This is a genomic window from Candidatus Saganbacteria bacterium (genome assembly GCA_026387835.1).
GTDB lineage: Bacteria > Margulisbacteria > WOR-1 > JAKLHX01 > JAKLHX01 > JAPLKZ01.
In genome coordinates, this window is the sequence record JAPLKZ010000001.1 from 1 (window position 1) to 21,841 (window position 21,841).

A 21,841-nucleotide genomic window follows, 5' to 3' on the forward strand; every position below is an offset into this window, starting at 1 on the left:
GATCAGCTTACGAGAATGATGGATGATATACGCGGTGAGATAGACAAGCCAGCAGACAAGAGGGATATACCCAATCTTGACGCTGTGTTGGGCGAAGTGCTGGATTCATGCAGGGAGCAGATACTGGAGATAGAGTCATGGAGGCCATCGAGATATGAGGCGTTGGAACTCGTCGATGTTCTCAGCTCCGCTGAGTCGGGGAAGCACTGAAATGACAGCGGATGAATTAGCATCAAGGCAGAGAAAAGCTATGTCCTTGAGTGTTACTGTGGTTGAGGATGGATATTCAGTGCCATCTTCAAATGGCGGGGAGTATATTGTATCTTATGCGGATGATGGAAGACTTGTCTGTAAATGTGTGGATTTCGTCATACACAAAGCCGATTTGGATTGGCAGTGCAAGCACATCCTTGCAGTCACCCTATTCCAGCAGAGAAGCAATATATCCCATCCATCACCGATCAGACCGATCAAGAGGACAAGGTATGACGTTATCGATCTGGGTTAGATATAAAAAAGCGAGGTGATGAAAGATTGAGAGAGGAGAAGATACGGATAATTATTATGCCAGATGGCAGCAGCTTAGTGGAAGTGCTGGGCGTCAAAGGCAAACGGTGCCTCAAGATAACTGAGGAGTTGGAAGGGGAGTTGGGCAATGTCACAGAGAGGAAAGCGAAAGCGGATATGCAGGAAAAAGAAAACACTGTCGTTACCAATCAGCAGCAGAATTTACATAGACGATGACAGTGCGTCAAGATAACTAATATTGCAATGCCAAGAATATGGCTATTCTCTAATCCTAATAGTGAATAAGGAGAACCAGATGGGCAAGGGAGAATGAGTAATAACTTGTCCAAAGCTCTGGTGAAAAGGCAGATAAGGGGCAAACGTTGAATGTCACCAAGACGGTCTGCTTACCTGTGATTGGAAATGGCTAAGGTGAGGTCGTGCGAACTTGAATCCGTGTTTGAAATCTCGTGATCTATGAACATCTCAAAACAACGATATGGGATGTAGTAAAAAAGGTAATCCTTAATGCCGTCATGTAAGGATGAAAATCATATTCCCGAATGATGAAGCCTCTGGTTAAATTAGGATATAAACCATGCTCTTTTTACGAGGGCGTAAAGAACGTAAAGATTAGAATCAAATCAATAAGACTCTATCCCTAAAACGGGGTGTAGCGGAAGCCTAAAACCAATCGAAACAGTGCAATATTGGAACTTGAGAACTTCACATCTCGGTCAGAAATGACTGGATTAACTGCAATTGATGTGAGATGTGAAGGGCGGAAGATTCGTAGTAGTCTGAAGTATGGAAAGCATACTACAAGGCAAAGGAATCTAGCTAATCTAAAATTCTAAAAGGAAGTAGGGAGTATGTTAGACATAGCCCAAAAACAAAAGAATTTGGCTCTTAAAGCTAAAGAAAGACCAAAAGAAAGAATTGGTGGACTTTATTCCCTTATAAGTCAAAAAGAATGGATAATACAGTCCTTGTGGAATGTGCTACAAAATAGTGGTGCAAAAACAGAGGGTGTTGATGGAAAGGTAAAAGAAACGTATTACGATACAGCAAGACAATCACCAACACCTCAAGGAATAAAATTGGTAGAGGAAATATGTAGAGAATTGAATGAAAATCTATATAAACCCCAACCTGTGAAACGTATATACATTCCAAAAGCTAATGGGAAAATGAGACCTATCGGAATTCCAACCATCAAAGACCGAGTGGTGCAAGAAGCAATCAGAATGGTATTAGAACCAATATATGAGTCTGATTTTCTTGGTTGTTCATACGGATTCAGACCAAACAGAAATACGATGGATGCCATCTCAAACTGTTATAGGATGATGAACATACGACCTAAATACTACTGGGTCATTGAAGGTGATATAAAAGGATGTTTTGATAATATTGATCACAAAATATTAATGAAACTCATCAAAAATCGGATCGCCGATAGAAAATTAGCGGATACAATTTACAAGTGTCTCAAAGCGGGTTACCAAGAGGATAATGGGCAAATATGTAAACCCAATGTGGGAACACCACAAGGTGGAATCATATCGCCATTACTAGCAAACATATACTTGTATGAAATGGATAAATGGTGGGAACAAAACTACCACCTAAGCAAAAACAAAAGGACAACCCGCAGAAATAGAGGGCTAGGGAACTTCTACCTAATCCGCTATGCAGATGATTTCATCATCCTTAGCAACGGAAAGAAAGAGGAAGTTTATAGATTCAAAGAGGAACTATTCAATTTCCTAAAAACAATGAAGCTAGAACTCTCAGAGGAAAAGACCTGAACTGATCGAAACCTTGAAAAAATTGGACAGAGAATCCAAAAAGCTACAACCAATGGACTTCTACGATGAGAGTTACAGAAGACTGAGATATTGTCGCTATGCAGATGACTTCATACTTGGCGTCGTCGGAACGAAAGATGAAGCAAGAGAGATCATGGAGAATGTCAGGAATTTCTTGAATTCAGAACTAAATCTCCGAACCGCAAGCGATAAGACAGGCATTAGCTCAGGTAAGGAAGGCACACAATTCCTGAGTTATAGTATCTCCATGTATAGCACCGATAAGCTGGTGCGTATAAAGGTGAAAGGGAGATACATAAAGCGAAGGACAGTCTCTAACCGAGTATCTCTCAGAGTGCCAGATGGTAAAGCACAGAATTTCTGTCAACGATATGGCTATGGTAATTGGCAAACCAATAAGCCTACCCATAGCCAATACTGTATCAATCTTCTGACTTGGAGATTATCAGCACGTATAACGCAGAGCTAAGAGGATTGGCTAACTATTATTGTCTTGCTAATGATGTTAAAATGAAGCTAGGAAAATTGGAATATATTTGCAATTACAGCTTATTCCATACACTTGCCGCAAGACATAATACCAAAAAGTCAACAATCCTGAGAAAGCTCAAAAGAGGGAATGAGTATGTTCACCGATACGATGTTAAAGGTGAACAGCGTGAGATCAAAGTTTTCAGGCTCAAACATATAGATAGAAAGCCAATAATGTGGAATGTCGACGAAGAACCCAATCCTCTATGTCTGAAATCAACCAGAAATGAACTGGTGAAAAGGTTAAACTATTAGGGAACACGTGCCCTACTCTGTTACTATCCAATCTGCTTATATCCACAACTCATGACCCGCTTGCAGGTCTGCTTGGCTCAAACACAGATGGGAAGATATACTTGGCAGCGACAGACCTTGAGATCGGTATACGGGTTTCCGTAGATGGTCAGGTGACAGAGGGTGGCCCTATTACAATACCAGCAAAGAAATTCGCTGCGATGGTGAAGGAGATGACGGATTCTGAGATACACCTGGTGACAATGCCGGAAGATAAGATAAGCATTACTTGTGGTTCAGCGAGGTTCAAGATAGCTGGATTACCCGCTGATGAGTTCCCTCCGTTAATAAATGAAAAAGATAATGATAAGAAGCTATCTTTTGTCTCTATGGACTCCAACGTATTGCTGACTATGATCCAGCAAACGTCATTCGCCGCTTCGAGAGAAGAAACGAGGCATTTCCTGAATGGCGTTCACATCAGCCTGAAAGAAATACTGGTAAAGATGGCAGCGACTGATGGCAAGAGATTGGCTGTGGCTACCGCAAACTTGGATGATGCAACTACGGAAGAGAAACAAGGTATAATACCTACCAAGGCAGTGGAGCGTCTCAAGGAGATGCTAACATACACTGTTATTGTGAAGATATGTTTGGACAATAGCCGCATAATCTTTGATATGGGTGATATTACACTTGTTTCAAGGCTTATCGAGGGTGAGTATCCCGATTATGAAAAAGTGATACCAGTAGAGAACGGCATAAGGCTGACTATGGATACACAGCGACTGCTTTCCATAATTAAACGAATTGGGACGATGGCTAACCCAAAGACACCGGGTTTGACGATGGAGACTACAGGCGACATCCTAAAGGTGAAAGCATCAACACTGGAATATGGCGAGGGCTGTGAGGAAACGCAAATAAAGAAGGAAGGCGACGACATAAGCATTGGACTCAATGCTCAGTATCTAATGGACATCCTGAAAGCCACTGACAGAGATGAAGTGGTGTTTAGCATGAGTGATCCACTCAAGCCTATCCTGATGAAACCAGTCGGCAACGATGGCTATGTCTGTGTGATCATGCCGATGAGGTTATAGCCCTTTAATATAGCTCATTAACAAATGCGGAAGGCTTTAATTCGAAAGCCTTTAGCTAAAGAATTTATATAGCGTCAATGACCTGAGTGTTATTGACGCTTTTTTTATTGCTTATGACTGCATAAAAATCTGACGCATTCTCTTATGTCAAATTTTTCTATTGACAGTCTCACATACGAGATTTACAATTTGTGAAGAATAGATCCTTATGGATTAGATATAAGACAATAAATCATAATAGCTGATTATTTTAGGTGAGAAAGAGAATCATAATGCAATGCCCAAAGTGTAAGCACGATAATCGAGAAGGCAGGAAGTTTTGTGCCAAATGCGGCGCCAAAATGGGATGGGTATGTCCAAAGTGTGGCTTTGAAAATGAAGCAGATGAGCTGTTCTGTGGTGAATGTGGAACTAAGCTTGGAGAATTTCAACCACCAATACAACCTACTATTCCCAAACTAGAGGACATGCAAAGCAGACTATACATCCCGGAGCCGCTCAGGAAGCGAATGGACTCAGCTATGCAGGAAATGGAGGGTGAGAATCGTCTCATTACTACACTCTTCGCTGATATATCGGGCTTTACCCAACTATCGCAGGAACTATCACCAGAGGATATAGTAGAGAAGGTCAACCAGTGTTTCCAAGCGATAACTGACGCCATCTATCGCTGTGAAGGCAATATCAATCGTTTCATTGGTGACTGCGTATTAGCGTTCTTCGGCGCTCCACTTACCCATGAGGATGACCCGTATCGTGCTGTCATGTCTGGACTGGATATGATAAGTGCAGTATCCAATATTGGTCTGAATATCAAGGTTGGCATCAACACTGGCATGATGTACTTCGGTCCCATCGGCACACAGGAACACAGTGAGATCAGTGCTTATGGTGAAGATATAAACCTTGCTAAACGCCTACAAGAGTCTGCACAGCCCGGTCAGGTCATCGTGGGAGAGAGGACACACCGATACACCCGCAAAGCCTTCGAATTTGAGCAATTGCCACCATTGGAACTTAAAGGCATAAAGAAACCCATATCAGCATATATAGCCATCAAGCAGTTGTCAAAGCCAGAGAAGATAAGGGGTATAGAAGGCTTGAGAGCAGAGATGATAGGTCGTGATGAGGAACTTGGTAAACTCAAAGAATCGCTTGATGACGTGATACATGGTCGTGGTCAGATGGTATCAATCATAGGCGAAGCTGGAGTCGGTAAGTCACGTCTGGTAACTGAACTGAAGAAGCTTGCTCTTAACACTGATAATTCAGGTCCATTATGGTTAGAAGGTCGCTGTCTTTCATTGGGAGTGACAGCAAGCTACTGGGCATTTATAGACATATTCAGAGAATACTTCGGATGGGGAACTGATGAATCAGACACTACAAGGGCAGAGAGTATAGTCTCATGCTTGAAGGATATAGTATCTCAAGGTGATATGACGGAGGATCGCTATGATGAGATAGGACCAATGCTAGGGAATTTGTTATCTGTCAAGTTTGGCAATGACTGGGACGATAGGCTTAAAACCGCAGACCCACAGCAGATCAAGCACAGGACGTTCATGGCAGTTAGAGATTTCTTCATCGCTCTTTGTAAACGCCAACCTGTTATACTGGTGTTTGAGGATTTGCACTGGGCAGACAGCCTATCGCTTGATTTGATCTCATTGCTTATGGAAGCGTTAACGCTTGCACCTTTATTCTTAGTATGCGTGTATCGTCCGGAAAAAGAGCATAAGTCATGGCATCTAGGAACGATAGCATCACAGAAATGCTCGGAGAGATACACAGAGATCCATCTTAGAGAACTAACACATCAGCAAAGCCAAAGGCTAATAGAGTCATTACTAAGAATTGAGGACTTGCCGGTATCTGTTAAGGAAATGATATTGAGTAAGTCACAGGGCAACCCATTCTTCGTAGAGGAAGTCATCCGTTCATTGATAGAGATGGGAATGGTATACAGAGAGAACGACAAGTGGTTCGCAAGGGCAGGCATAGAGTCAATCGCCGTTCCAGAGAGTATTCAAAGCGTAATACTGAGTCGTATAGACAGGCTGGAAGATGAGTTACGGCATATCCTTCAGAGCGCATCGGTCATAGGGTGTTTATTCCGTAGAAACCTTCTTGAGAGAGTGACACAGCAGGAATCAGAATTGGAGCGTGACTTATGGGATTTAGAAGATCATGAGCTAATCTATCAAGAAAGAATAGTTCCAGAGGAGGAGTATTCATTCAAGCATGCCTTCACACAGGAAACGGTGTATGGAAGTATCCTATCACGCAGGCGTTCAGCGTTCCATCAGCAGGTGGCGGAAGCTATGGAACTGTTATATGGAGACAGCCTAAGCGAATATTATGAGCAGTTGGCATATCATTATGACAGGAGCAGTAATGCAGAGAAAGCAGTGGAATATCTGTTGAAGGCTGGTGAGAAGTCACGGGAAGCATACTTGAATGATGATGCTATCAGGTATTTCCAGTGTGCATTAGAGCGACTTAATACTTCTAAGTTGAGTGAGTCAAGAAAGGATTTGAAATTATCCGCACTCAAAGACTTGGGACAGGTCTGCTTTGGAACTGGAAAACTTATAGAAGCTGAGAATTTCTTCCGACAAGCGATCTCTTTAGGGAAAGAAATGGATTTAGCTATCCGTGAATTAGTGCGGATTTATTATTGTTTAGGGGATGTATTTTATTATCAAAGCCGATATGATGAAATGCTTCATATAGGAGAAGATGGATTAGCACTTTTGGGTGATGACACGGAATCTGTGGAATCTGCTTTGATGAATGATACTATAGCACAAGGTTATGATTCCAAAGGAGATAATAAAAAATATCAGGAATTTATGTTACGGGACGTGCAACTCATTCAAAGATTACCCTATTCGGTGGAAATTGTTGGTATTTATTCTCACATTGCTGAAATGTATTCAAATTATGGAAATTTGGAAGATACAATGAAATGGTTACAAATCCAAGAACAGAAAGGGATACAATATCATGATTTGAGAGTATTGGCTGAGATGCACTTATTTACAAGTTTCACCATTTCTGAAAAAAAAGGTGATTTTCGTGATGGTATTTCACACCTTCAATATAGCTTGGAACTATTCACTAAAATAGGGGATGTTAAACAAATAGGCACTTCTTTTACTATTATGGGATATTATTTCTTACAGCTTGGAGAGTTTCAAGAAGCCGAGGAATATATATACAAAGCACTAGAGATTGTAAAGAGCATAAACCATAGGAGAGATATAGGAATATCATACCTTTTTATTGGTAATCTCTCACTTTATAAGTGTTTGTTTGAAAAAGCTATAGACAATTATCAAAAAGCCATTCAAATCTTTCAAGAGATTGGTTTTGTTATACTTGAGAAATGGACATTTATCTGTTTAGGTCGCGCATATTTGGCCTTTGGAAAACATCAAGAAGCTCTAAAACAATTTCAAGGGACAATTGATTATGATCTCGGTGGTGCATTAAGCGGGTTGGAAGAGATTTATATAGCAGAGGAATTCCAAGCCTTCTGTCGTAGCTTCAGAGAGGAGCATCCCTACGCTGGAGGCTCTCAATTCGTCCAATGGTTTCTGGAACCGTCAGAAGCCAGAGATTTCCCAAGAAGACTATTCCTTGACGATTTTGCAGAATCTCTTTCATCATGGAACTGGAATGATCCGTTTGGTGATTGCTCACACACAACAAATAATGATCTGGAAATTCATGCGGCAAATGGACGAAATCTCCAGTATCTTAATCTGAGTGCACCAAGAATTCTTCGATTAGCAGAAGGGAACTTCGCTATCCAGACTGTTTGTATTCCTGTATCGGAAGATAAACCTACCATCGGTGGAATCCTGATCTGGAAGGATAAAGATAATTACCTTCGCCTCGACAGAGGAACAAGGGGTAAATATGAGATCAACTTCTCAGGCTTCATTATAAACCAGTACTTAACCTTCGGTCGTGGGCGTCTGGTTTCTGATAGAATATTCTTGAGGCTTGAGCGGATTGATAACACAGTCAATGCCCTTTGCAGTCCAGATGAAAATGAATGGTTCACTGTCGGTCATGTAGAATTCCTTGTTGATGATCCTGTAGAGATTGGGCTTTTCGCCATCGGTATGATAGACCGCACCATCTATCACGGCGCATTTCCTGATGGAACAGCCATCATGTTTGAGTCATTCGAGTTGTGGGGACAATGATATTGTATGAGGTTTCATTATGAAATGCCCGAAATGCCAAAGCGAATATCAGGTAGGAGATAAATTCTGTAGAGAGTGTGGAACGAAGCTACCATCCATCTGCCCACAATGCAGACACGAAGTGAGTCCAAAAGATAAGTTTTGTCCCGAATGTGGAACCGACCTTGTAAAGACCCAGAAGGTTGACCAAAAAGTAACTGCTCCAAGTCTGGAGGATTTATATACTAGGCTTCAGCGCTCCATGCCGCAATCCCTTGCCGAAAAGATTCAGACTGCCATTGCTACAGAAGGTGAGAACAGGATATTGTCAATCCTATTCGCTGACGTCACCAATTCTGTTGCTATCACTGAAAATATGCCTCCGGAAGATTCTGCTGACCTGATCAGCGAATGTCTCAAGTCAATGACAGATCCGATACTCAGGCATGGCGGATTCATCAATCGCTATCTAGGAGACAGCGTTCTGGCATTTTTCGGCATACCTGAAACCCATGAAAATGATCCAGAAAGGGCTATATTGTCCGCACTGGAAATGCGAGATGCTGTAACAAAGCTGAATCTGAGCATAAAGATCAGCATCAATACAGGCATGGTTTTCGTCGGCGCCATAGGTCCAGACTCTCATAGCGAGTTTACAGCTATGGGTACTGCAGTGAACCTTTCCGCTAGATTAAAGGACATAGCGGAACCGGGGCAGATCCTTGTAGGTGAAACCACGTATCGCTCAACGAGACGCTCTTTCGAGTTCCAGCCATTGCCTTTATTGACAATCAAAGGCATCAGCGAACCCATACATGCTTATGAAGTGATAAAGCCATTGCCAAAGCCAGAGAAAATTCGTGGCATCGAGGGCATAGGGTCAGAAATGATCGGCAGGGATAAGGAGTTCTCGGAACTAAAAGAATGTGTGGATGAGTTACTAGCCGGCAAGGGACAGATCGTCTCAATTATCGGGGAAGCAGGTGTTGGTAAAACCAGATTGGTATCTGAGTTGAAAGAGTATCTCAGACAAAAAATAAAAGATAAAAAGGGATCCTCAATCTTTCATCCTTATTTAGAAGGTCGTGGCGTTTCCATTGGTGAATCTGTCGGTTACTGGGTATTCATTGACATTCTGAGAAGTTATCTGGAATTCTCTGAGCAAGACAGCCTTGATGACCGCAAAAAGAAAATCATAGACAGGATGCAATCGCTTTTCCCGCAGAGATGGGAAGAGATTGTTCCCTACATAGGCAACCTGCTTTCGGTCAGATTTGACAATGAATGGGACGAAAAGATCAAGTATCTCCCACCGGAACAGGTTAAGTATCAGACTTTCCTTACGTTGAGGGACATATTTCTCATTCTTGCGCAGCAGAACCCGCTTCTGCTCATTTTTGAGGATTTACATTGGGCAGATAACCTGTCATTAGATATGATAAACCTTCTGATGGATATTCTCACCATCTCACCGCTTATGATACTGTGCATATATCGTCCGGAGAAGGAACACAAAAGCTGGCACATCGGGACACGTGCATCAGGCAAATGCCTTGAACGGTATAGGGAGATAACGCTCAGAGCATTGAACCCTCATGAGAGCAGGATGCTGATAGAGTCACTACTCACCATAGAAAACCTTCCTGAATCAGTTAAGCAGACTGTCACAAACAAGGCAGGAGGTAATCCATTCTTCGTTGAGGAAGTCATAAGGTCGTTGATAGAGAGAGGTGTAGTCTATCAGGACGGGGATAGATGGATCGCCAAGGAAGACATCAATGATGTAGAGGTGCCAGATACCATTCAGAGTGTTATCATGGCAAGGATAGACAGGTTAGAGGAGGAGGTTAAGTATGTGCTTCAGAGCGCATCGGTGATAGGCAGGCTATTCCGATACAATCTGTTGCGATATATCACACAGCAGGAGGGAAATCTGGACGGTTACCTTTGGCAGTTAGAGGAGAGGGATCTGGTATATGAGGAGCACGCTATACCTGAACTGGAATACAGTTTCAAGCATGTCCTTACGCAAGAGACAGCATACAACACAATATTATCGCGCAGGCGCAGAGAATTCCATCGCAAGGTGGCAGAGGGATACGAAGCATTGTATTCATCGCGCATAGAGGAGTGTTACGAGGAACTGGCATATCATTACAGCAGAAGTGATGATAAAGATAAAGCATTGGATTATCTTGTGAAGGCAGGGGATAAATCTAAAAAGGTTTATGCCAATGAATCGGCTATTGAGTATTACAATCAGGCATTAAAGCTGGCTGAAGTTTCGGAATCAAAATCTGTTGATGTACTTGGGCATATCTACCAGAGCTTAGGGGAAATATACTTTCCGATGGCAAGGCATAAAGAGGCATTGGAATATTGTCATAAGGCATTAGAGTATATCACCAATGGGAAACTCCGATCCAGGATCTATGCAATAATGGGTTGGGCTTGTGAACGAGAAGCCAGGTATGATCAAGGATTGGAATATCTTAATGCTGGAGTTACCGAGCTTGGGGAAGACACAAATTCTGTTGAAATGGCGCGGATATGTATTCCCATGTCATGGATCAAAGGCGATCAGGGAAAGCTGGAAGAAGGCATAAAGATAGCGAAAAATGGGCTGAAAGTAGTAGAAGGAACTGATTCCATTCCCGAAATACAGGATTTACTCATCTTCCTTGCCCTTGTAGTCTGTTTGTCCGGTGATACAGATAAGGCTTTCGAGTATGCGCGAAAATCGGTGGAGGTTGCTGAGAAATCCGGGAATAGCTATTTTATCGCGAACACAACTCTCCATCTTGGATGGGTATACTGGTATGCTGGTGAGGATGATGTTTCTATTAGACTCATGGAAAAGGCATTAGAGATTTTCAAGAAGCTAGATTACCAGTTTTTCATTGGTCAAGCCTGCTCTTATATTGGGCGAGTGTATTATGGAAGGAACGATTGGGATATGGTTATTATATACTTTGAAGAGTTTCTAAAAATGCCCAATCATCCATGGTTTATAGTTCATTTGTATTTACTTGGTTTTGTGTATCTTTTGAAAGGAAACACAGAGAAAGCTATCGAGTATAGCAAAAAGGCTTTGGAGTGTATTGGTCTACCCAATAGCTCAAAAGTTCATAATTCTGTTTTCTTTGGTATATTGTATACTCTAGAAGAGGCTTATATTCTGGTTAAGCGATGGGATGATTTTATCTCTTATTGGGAAGCAATCAAAAAAGAAAAAGCGGATTTCATCCAGGAGTTTGGTTCTGTTAAATGGTATCTTGAATCGAGGGAACTATCAGGACATTTTATTGAACCAAGTTTTATAGATGAATTTGCTGAACCTGGTTTAAAGCCTGAATGGAAATGGGAAGATCAGGGAGGGAAGGCTAGTTATAACTTTTCGAGTAAAGCCGGTTGGCTGGAAATTCGCACAGCTTCTCCCCGAACCTTTTCTGGTCTGGGAAGAAAATTTATTACCTCTGGAAATACATCTATGCTGCTTCAGGAAATATCAGGGGATTTTGCCGTTGAGACAAAAATGACACTCGCTGCTGATAATTTACCATCGGTTGGGGGTTTTGTTGTCAGAAAAGACGGAGAATATCAGGTTCAACTTGAGATGAAAATGGAAGGTATACATAATATCAGTTTGGTAGGTAATATGCGAGGGATATATAATGTTTTTGGAATAGGTGTTCTGGTTTCCGACGTCGTATATCTCCGATTTGAGCGAATAGGTGATAAATTTATAGCATACTGTAGTGATGATGAGAGGAAATGGATGACTTGTGGTGAATTTAGTTTCCCTGTTGAAGATCCAATCCAGGTTGGTCTATACACCGTTGGAGTTGCTGGAGTGTTCGGACCTACTAATACTGATTTTGTTACTCATTTCGACTGCTTTCGAATATTCAGGTAAAAATCAAGATGGCAAGAGGTGAAAGATAATGCGATGTCCGAAATGCAGACACGAAAATCGTGATGAGGCTAAGTTTTGTGAGGAATGTGGGGAGAAGCTACAGCATAAATGCCCCAACTGCGGCGCTGAACTGAGACCAAACGCCAAATTCTGTGATGAGTGTGGAACTAAAGTTTCGGAGCAATCCTCTGCAAAAACCACTGCTATTCCCAAGCTCGAAGATATGCACGCACAACTGCAAAGCCTGATACCTGACGCCTTAGCTCAGAAATATCTATCCGCAACACAGCAGGCTATTGGTGAGAACCGTCCCATAACTGCGCTGTTCGCTGACATATCAGGATTCACCCCTCTATCAGCTTCCCAATCATCAGAATCCGTATTCCAGTTGGTGCAGGAGTGCTTCAAGCAACTGGTTAGTATTGTCGCCAGTTATGAAGGAAGTATCAGCGGATTTCGTGGTGACGGTCTGCTTGCCCTATTTGGTGCGCCTATCCTGCATGAGAACGATGCTGAGAGAGCAATTCTAGCGGCAATAGATATGAGAAAGATGATGGAAGACAGACAACTTGGTATATCTATTGGCATCAATACTGCCATGATGACTGTCGGTGAGATACAGACCCAGCTGCATAGTGAATATACTGCTTATGGAACAGATATTAACCTTGCCAAGAGATTACAGGAAGCCGCTATGGCTGGCCAGATACTGGTAGGATCAGGAACTCATCGTCTTACCAGACGTGCATTCGACTTTCAGGAAATACCATCGCTGGAACTGAAAGGATTCAGCCAACCAGTTACAGCTTATGTCCTACAACATATAAAATCACATCCTGAGAAACTGCGTGGTATCGAGGGATTGCGAGCAAGGATGGTTGGCAGGGATAAAGAATATGAGGAACTCATAGACGTTACAGAGGAATGGATTGCTGGCAAGGGACAGATAATATCTATCGTGGGTGAAGCAGGGATCGGCAAGTCAAGACTGGTATCTGAGTTGAAGGGTCACCTTGAAACAGATAGCAGTCATGCTCATCTATATCTCGAAGGGCGTTGCATCTCCATTGGACAACCTATCAGCTACTGGCCGTTCCTTGACATTCTGAGAAGCTGGTTTAGTCTGAGTGAGGAGGATACCGAAGCTGAAATGGCAAATAAAGTTAGACAGCAGATAGAATCATTCATGCCAGATAGGACTGATGACATTCTCCCATTCTTGGGACAGCTTATGAACCTTCAGTTCGGTGGAGAGATAGACACAAGATTAACACATTACAGTCCAGAGCAAGTGAAACAAGGAATAATGATGCGCCTGCGGGACATATTCGAGGCACTGTCACAGCGTAATAATCTGATGCTGATCCTTGAGGACCTTCATTGGGCGGATGAACTGTCACTTGACCTTATATCCTTACTGATGGATGAATTGATGGCGCATCCACTGATGTTAGTGTGTGTATACCGTCCAGAACAGGGACACAATGTCTCAAGGTTGAGCAGTATAGCTCGTAGGAAGTGTCTTGAGAGATACACGGAGATCGCACTCAAACCACTGCCTGATCCCGAAGGCAGAAGGCTTGTGCATGAACTTCTAGCGATAGATGACCTTCCAGACAGCGTGCGAGATATGATCCTTGCTAAGTCAGAGGGGAACCCGTTCTTCATTGAGGAAGTGATCCGCTCATTAATGGAACAAGGGTTGGTATACAAGGATGATGACAGTTGGGTGGCAAAGGCTGACGTGATTGAGGTTCAAGTTCCGGATACGATACAGAGCGTTATACTAGAGCGAGTAGATAGGCTGGAATCAGAAGCCAAATATGTATTACAGTGTGCCAGTGTTATAGGCAGGCTGTTTAAGTATCGGTTATTAGATCACATAACCCAGAAGCAGAAGGAATTGGATGGATACCTTGATGAATTCGAGGAGCGTTATCTTGTGTATCCAGAGCGAACAGTTCCAGAGATGGAGTATGCCTTCAAGCACGTACTGACACAGGAAGCTACATATCAGGGGATACTGGAACAGAGAAAGCAGGCATTCCATCGTAATGTGGCGCTGGGTATCGAAAGGCTATATAAAGAACGTATAGAGGATTTTTACGAGGAATTAGTTTATCATTGGGAACGAAGCAAGGACAGAGAGAAAACACTTGAGTATCTTGTGAAGGCTGGAAAGAAATCGGCAAAGCATTATTTGAATCAGGTCGCTATTGATTATTATACCCTTGCAATTAAAATGGCTAATGAAGTTGGCATATTGGAGGATAGGTTGGCTGAGATATACGAAGCTAGAGGATGGGTTTATAATGATATGGGTTTTTACGAAGAATCTATATCTGATATGATGAAAGCAGCGGATTTTTATGCCAATAAATCAAAGCGTGCTAATATGTATAGGCAGATTGCTCGTAATTATTGGGCACGTATTACTGATATAGAACAAGGTTCCCAATATTTCTACAAAGCAATAGAGGAGATCGATCCTTCGGATAAATCCCGAGAGACTGCTGGCATTTATGAAGATGCGGGAGCATTCTTCATCTACATGGGTGGAGATACAAAAGAAGGGGAGCGCCTTTTGCGGAAAGCCATCGCTATATCAGAAGAGATGGGATATAATGATCTATTGGCTATGCATTACAGGTGGTTATATATACTCAATTGGAGTTCTGACGAGGAGGAATTCAGGAAACAACGACAGTTTGCACGAGAAAAAGCAATTTCCTATCTACCTTACCTCAAACCTAATCTGTCCCAATATGCGGAAGTATGTGGTCAATTGGGGTGGGGTTTTCATTTCGATGATCGCTTTCTGATAGAAGCTTTTGAATCTGCTGTAAAGTCCGAGAATAACTGGTCGGTTGTGGCGTTTGGGTCAATGTTGGCAATCATATATTGTGGTCAGGGAAAGATTCAGAAAGCTATTGAAGTATACGAACAGGGATGGCGATCCGCCGTATTATCAAGACAGCTTCAAGGAGGGCATGTCATACGACTTACAATTGGTCTTGTTGGTATGTATGTATCACGAGAAGATCGATCCAGATTGTTGGACATGATGCTCCAGATGGTAGACTCGACCATAGAATTGCATAGTAAGTCAGAAGTTCATCCAACAGTTCAGCACCGGTGGAATGAAATATTAGAGGGTATATATAAGATAATTCATGCAATGGCTCCGGAAATATACTATGAACTGGAGCATTTGCTGGAATCACATCTGAACGAAACCAATACCGATGGTGTGAGATTTTTCTATTATGGACAACTCATGCTGTTAGCTTTACTAGATGGTCGTCCTGTTGATGCAGAATCCTATATGCAAGAATTACTAAAGCTACATCCATATGCAGGAAGCTTTGCCCAACGAATATCAAAAAAATTATTATATGATATCGAATTAATGAACGCGCTGTCAGAACAGCGAATGTCAATAACTACAAATTTGCTTAGATCTTCTGAGAAATTCGATGATTTTGAGAAAGCCCTGGATGCCATGAGCTGGGTGTTGACAAAAGACGAAATCTCTGCCGCTATAGATTGGACTCACCTGAATTATACCGTCTTGAATGAGCTTCAGAAGCAACGCCGATTGCTTCTCATATATTCTGAAAGAAGCGATATACTGCGAGATGTGGAGTATATCTATGATTGTTATGATTATAGAAGCAAACTTCAATCGCTGGCAGACCAAGTTCAGCAGACAGCTGCTAACGCTCTGCAAGAGGAAGGGATAACCCAATTATTTCTCGAACAGATGGAACCGTTGGAAATTGGCTTACTTGAGTTAATGGATCAATTCAAGCAAGATCCTACAACTGCTGGTTGGGAATGGGTGGATCCCACAGGATATTGCCGCTATAAATCAGACGAAGAAGGTTACTTGCAGATTGACGTTCCGCCAGGACATGAATTGAGTGAAGGATTTTATATGCGTAATGCCCCCCTTATGTTACGGACTATTTCAGGTGACTTTATCCTTGAGACGAAGATTGCTGACGGTTCCACCGGTATAAAGCGTGGCGGATTGCTCCTATGGAATTCAGAGACTAACTTTGCTCGTTTTGGGGTTGATTTTGATTATATATCTTATAAAGCAACTGCAAATGGAAAATTCATCAGTCCCGGAGTGCATCCATTTAAGGCAGAAAGAGTCTGGCTTAGGTTAGAACGCAAGGGATCTCGTTTCACTGGGTATGTGAGTAATGATGGTAAATATTGGTATCGCTGTGGGTGGGCTGATATCACCATGAACGATTCTATCAAAGTGGGTATCTACGCTTCTTGTTTTTATCCACCGGCGACATCAACAAGATTTGAATATTTCAAGATATATAGACCCAAGTAATCTGGAGTATTGATATGAAATGTCTTAAATGCAAGCAAGATAATCCGTCAGAAGCTCTGTTCTGTATGAAGTGCGGGACAAAGCTTGAGCGAAAGTGTCCCAACTGTGGAGCAGAATATCCAGAAGAAGCTGCATTCTGCATGAAATGTGGAAAAAAACTAAAGGAAGCACCAGAATCGGCAATCCCCAAGCTAGAAGACATGCAAGATAAACTCTACATCCCAGAACCACTCAGGCAGAGGATGGATACTGCCAAACAAGAGTTACAGGGAGAAAACCGTCTTGTCACAGCGTTATTCGCAGATATATCAGGATTCACTCCTCTATCCAACCAACACTCTCCTGAGAATGTGGTAAACATAGTGAACGACTGCTTCAAGGTCATAGTTGATACTATATTCAGATACGAAGGCAATCCTAATCGGTTCATAGGCGACAACGTCCTAGCATTCTTCGGTGCGCCAATAACACATGAGAACGATCCAGAACGTGCTATTATGTCAGCACTGGAAATGCGTGATAAAGTCAGAGAACTATCACTTAATATATCAGTTGGCATTAATACTGGAATGATGTATTTCGGACCCATCGGCACTAAGGAGCATCTGGAAGTCAGCGCATACGGACCAGACATCAATCTTGCCAAGAGATTGCAGGAGATAGCAAATCCCGGTCAGATACTGGTAGGTTCTGGGACATACAGGCTTACCAAGAGAGCATTCGACTTCCAACAGACACCATCACTTAACCTGAAAGGCATAGATAAACCCGTGACTGCTTATGAGGCAGCAAAGATAAAAGAGCATCCAGAGAAGCTCAGAGGCATAGAGGGCTTACAGTCACGCATGATCGGCAGGGAACATGAATTTACCGAGTTGAGAGACACAGTGGATATGTGGCTATCCGGTCAAGGACAAATGGTCAGTATAATAGGTGAAGCGGGTATAGGCAAGTCAAGGTTAGTCAAAGAGATAAAGGGGTTTATCAACGATAAGCCATGTCTATGGCTAGAAGGACGTTGTATATCCATAGGACAGCCCATAAGCTATTGGCCATTTATTGATATGTTCAGAACGCTATTCGATCTGAAGGAGGATGATAACGAGAAGGATATTGCTAGGAAGTTAAAGGATAATATAACAGAGCTATTCCCTAATAGAGCAGATGATATATTGCCATTCATAGGACACCTTATGTCCATCCAGTTCGGAGATGAGCTAGACAGCAAGCTTGATGGATATGGTTCAGAGCAGATCAGGTATCAGACTATGGTGAGACTGAGGGACATATTCGCAACCATAGCAAGAAGCAAGCCTTTATTACTCATACTGGAGGACTTGCACTGGAGTGATGAGTTATCCCTTGACCTAATAGCGATGCTGATGGATGAGCTTGTTACCAGTCAGATGCTTCTGTTGTGTGTTTACAGACCGGAGCAGGATCATAAGTGCTGGAAACTCAGTGGGATGGCACAGCGTAAGTGCTTTGAGAGCTATACTGAGTTACAGTTGAAGAAGCTCAACAGGACACAGAGCTATGAGATGGTTCACTCACTTCTTGCCATAGATGCCCTTCCAGATAGTGTCAGGGATATGATCCTTGTCAAGTCAGAGGGTAATCCATTCTTCATAGAGGAAGTGATACGTTCACTCATGGAGAGGGAATTGGTGTATAAAGATGGTGATAGATGGACAGCGAAGTCAGGCATAGAACATATAGACGTTCCCGACACAATACATGGGGTGATAATGGAGCGAATTGACAGGTTAGAGACAGAGACGAAGTATGTCCTACAATGTGCCTCTGTCATCGGCAGATTATTCAGATACAGGCTTCTTGATCACTTAATGAGCCATGAGCGTAAACTGGATGATTATCTCGATGAGCTAGAGGGTAGGGAGTTAGTGTTAGAGGAGCGTGCTATGCCAGAGCTAGAATACACGTTCAAGCACGTACTGACACAGGAAGCGACCTACCAGACCATCCTAGAGCAAAGGAGAAGGCAGTTCCACAGACAGGTTGCAGAAGGCATAGAACGATTGTATCAGGATCGGATAGAGGAATTCTATGAGGAGCTTGCTTATCACTGGGAGCGAAGCAGGGATCAGGAAAAGACGTTAGAATATCTTATAAAGTCTGGGGAGAAAGCCACAAAAAACTACCTAAATGACATTGCTATTGACTATTATACACGGGCAATTCAGTTGGCGGAGGAACTAAGGATTACCGGTGACAGGCTTGCAGAAATATACGAAAGGCGTGGAGGTGTATACCAATCCATCGGTTTTCTGGAGGAATGTGTCTCCGATACCACTGAGGCTGCGGATCTTTACACACAGAGAACTAGGCGTGCCAGCATGTATGCGCGGATTTCCCGTCTTTATTATGGAACTATATGTCAAGGGCAGGCAACAGATGAAGGTCTAATCTATTCTCGTAAAGCCATTGAGGAGATTGACCCGACAGATAGATCACGAGAAGCTATTATGACGTATCTACGTGCAGGCTGGGTCCGTAGTCTGGAAGAATGGGAGCCCATTCTGAATAAAGCCATAGCTATTTCAGAGGAGGAGGGATATAGAGATCTCCTTGCCCACCTACATGCGCTTCTATACTATCTACGCCTGGGAGTGGGTGGACTAGAAGAGCAAGCTAGGCTTGAGCGGGAAAAGGCTCTCTATTATCTACCGCACCTCAAGCATGACTTAACTGAATACGCAGCAGCTTGTAGTTTATTGGCGTTTTGGGGGAGTGAGAATGAGCGAATTAGCCTTGCAAGGGAAGCTATGGAAGCCGCGGCTAAATCCGGGAAGAGCTGGTCAACTGTGGTATCGGCAGATCAACTGGGCACATATTATCTCCGCCAGGGAGAGACTCAAAGAGCCATAGAGATATTTGAGGAAGGATGGCAGGCTGGCGTCCGAAGCAGACAGCTTCACTGGACTATGATCGGAGTTACTCGCAACCTTATGCACCTGTATGTCTCCATCGGGCAGTCTTCAAAGGTTCACGAAATGATGCTCCAGATGGTGGATTCCACGTTTGTAATGCACGGCAAGTCCATAGTTTACTCTATAATGCGACAAAGATGGAATAACCTGGTGGAAGAGACCTATGAATTCCTGTACACTATTGCTCCGGAGGTATACTACCAACTGAAACAGTCACTGGAATCCTGCTTGAGCGAAGCTGATACTGATAGTGTGCGGTTCTTCTACATGGTACAGGTCATACTGCTGGCTTTACTGGGTGGTCGCCAGGAGGACGCAGAGGTACTAGCACAGGAGCTAATGGAATTGCGACCTCGGGCAGGAAACTTTGCAAAGAGGGTTTCTCAGAGGGTCGAATATGCCGCTGAATTGTTGAATTCTCAAAAGGACCAAAGACCGATGATAGCAAGAAAACTCTTGAGTTCACTTGATTCTTTCGAGAATCTACATGAAGCCCTGACTGCTCTGTCCTGGGTGCTTCCAAAGGGCATAATTGCGCAGGCAGTAGACTGGAACCATGCGCAGCGGCTGGCACTGGATTACATCAAGGGGCATATTAAGCATATACTGGATATGGTCTCACCAGTATGGATACAGGTAGGGCGTATTTTCAGACGATATGACCGTGAAGATGACCTGCGTTGGATACTGGATCAGATACAGCAAACCGAACCAGATGGTATGAGGAAATATGATCTCACTCAGTTGCTGCTGGAACCAGTGGAATTAAAAGAATCAGGTTTTCCTGAGTTGTTAGAGCAATTCACTCAGGACCCAGTATCTGCTGGTTGGGAATGGGTGAATCCTGTGAAAACCAACAGTTACTCGACGGAGAAGGATGGTTTGCAGATTACTGCCCTTCCATACCCTCATTCTAGTTATCTTGAGGATCATGATTTTCCACGGATGTTGAGATACATTTCTGGCGATTTCATAGCTGAAACGAAGATTTTTGACGGGGATAACGGAAAGAAGTCCGGCGGCCTGCTTGTGTGGAAGAATGAGGTTAAATGCATCCGTCTTGAGGTACCGTCCAATGATTTGGAGGAAGATATAGTCTGTTATTGGGCAAGTTCCGCAGGAAAACCTATAGACGCGGGCACACATCCCTTTGAGGCAAAAGAAGCCTGGCTGCGGTTAGAGCGAAAGGGAGATCGATTTGTCGGATATGTGAGTTCCGATGGGGAAAATTGGTATCGCTGTGGTCAAGTGGACGTCCCAATGAAAGACCCTATCCAATTGGGGATTCTCGCCTGCTGCCCCCGAGGGCCGACGACTTCGACGCGTTTTGAGTATTTCAAGATATATAGACCTGATAAACAGACCGATTCATAATATAGAGGATATGGTTTATGCAATGTCCCAAATGCAAATATGAGAATAGAAAAGGTAGAAAATTCTGCTCTGAATGTGGAACTGAACTTGGTTGGGTATGTCAGCACTGTGGTTTTGAAAACGAACCGAACGAAAAATTCTGCGGCGGATGTGGTAAACCTTCTGATACAAAACCCTCTACGGAAACTGTAGAAACGAACATCCCGACGTTAGAGAAAATTCATTCAGAATCTAAGAACTGGATACCCGACGCCCTTGCACAGAAATATCTGTCAGCAGAACAACAATATACTGGAGAGAATAGACCTATCACAGCATTGTTTGCTGATATATCAGGATTCACTCCGCTATCCGCTACCAAGTCGTCTGAGACGATATTCCAAATGGTGCAGGATTGCTTTAAGCAATTGGTCAGTATCGTTGCTAAATATGAAGGTAGCATAAGCGGATTTAGAGGCGATGGACTGTTAGCACTATTTGGTGCCCCAATACTCCACGAGAACGATGCTGAACGTGCTATCCTGTCAGCAATTGATATGCGTAATGTCATGCAGGATTATCAATTGCAGGTATCTATAGGTATCAATACAGCAATGATGACCGTTGGAGAGATACAGACACAATTGCATAATGAATACACAGCCTATGGAACAGATATTAACCTAGCAAAGAGATTACAGGAATCAGCGGGAGCTGGACAGATACTCGTAGGTAGTGGAACACACCGTCTTACACGCCGGGCATTTGATTTTGATATAATTCAAAACCTTACAGTGAAGGGATTTGCTCAATCTGTCACAGCCTATTCCGTTAAGCAAGTGAAGGCGCATCCTGAGAAGC

At 43.0% G+C, this 21,841-nt stretch carries 10 protein-coding genes; all 10 read left to right on the plus strand.

The features are described 5' to 3' along the window. Nucleotides 1–210: hypothetical protein (locus NTZ10_00005; GenBank protein MCX5748621.1), on the plus strand; the 210-nt coding region annotated here is incomplete at its 5' end. A 1-nt stretch (nt 211) separates the two neighbouring features. Next, nucleotides 212–508, plus strand: coding sequence for a hypothetical protein (locus tag NTZ10_00010; protein ID MCX5748622.1), 297 nt, complete (start codon nt 212–214; stop codon nt 506–508). 26 nt (nt 509–534) lie between these two features. Further along, nucleotides 535–744 carry a DUF2997 domain-containing protein gene (locus tag NTZ10_00015; GenBank protein ID MCX5748623.1) on the plus strand — a complete coding sequence of 70 codons (210 nt, stop codon included), beginning with the start codon at nt 535–537 and terminating at the stop codon, nt 742–744. A gap of 635 nt (nt 745–1,379) precedes the next feature. Beyond that, nucleotides 1,380–2,318 carry a reverse transcriptase domain-containing protein gene (locus tag NTZ10_00020; protein MCX5748624.1) on the plus strand — a complete coding sequence of 313 codons (939 nt, stop codon included), beginning with the start codon at nt 1,380–1,382 and terminating at the stop codon, nt 2,316–2,318. 845 nt (nt 2,319–3,163) lie between these two features. After that, nucleotides 3,164–4,207, plus strand: a complete 1,044-nt coding sequence (dnaN, locus tag NTZ10_00025) for a DNA polymerase III subunit beta (GenBank protein ID MCX5748625.1) — start codon at nt 3,164–3,166, stop codon at nt 4,205–4,207. Between the two features lie 272 nt (nt 4,208–4,479). Then, complete coding sequence (locus NTZ10_00030; GenBank protein MCX5748626.1) at nt 4,480–8,427, plus strand: AAA family ATPase; 3,948 nt, start codon at nt 4,480–4,482, stop codon at nt 8,425–8,427. Nucleotides 8,428–8,446: 19 nt separating this feature from the next. Beyond that, nucleotides 8,447–12,322 (plus strand): tetratricopeptide repeat protein, encoded by a 3,876-nt coding sequence (locus NTZ10_00035; protein ID MCX5748627.1) that lies wholly within the window; start codon nt 8,447–8,449, stop codon nt 12,320–12,322. A gap of 28 nt (nt 12,323–12,350) precedes the next feature. Then, nucleotides 12,351–16,676 carry an AAA family ATPase gene (locus NTZ10_00040; protein ID MCX5748628.1) on the plus strand — a complete coding sequence of 1,442 codons (4,326 nt, stop codon included), beginning with the start codon at nt 12,351–12,353 and terminating at the stop codon, nt 16,674–16,676. A gap of 14 nt (nt 16,677–16,690) precedes the next feature. Continuing rightward, nucleotides 16,691–21,001 (plus strand): AAA family ATPase, encoded by a 4,311-nt coding sequence (locus NTZ10_00045; protein MCX5748629.1) that lies wholly within the window; start codon nt 16,691–16,693, stop codon nt 20,999–21,001. 17 nt (nt 21,002–21,018) lie between these two features. Continuing rightward, the coding region (locus NTZ10_00050) for a zinc ribbon domain-containing protein (protein MCX5748630.1) at nt 21,019–21,841 on the plus strand (823 nt) is incomplete at its 3' end.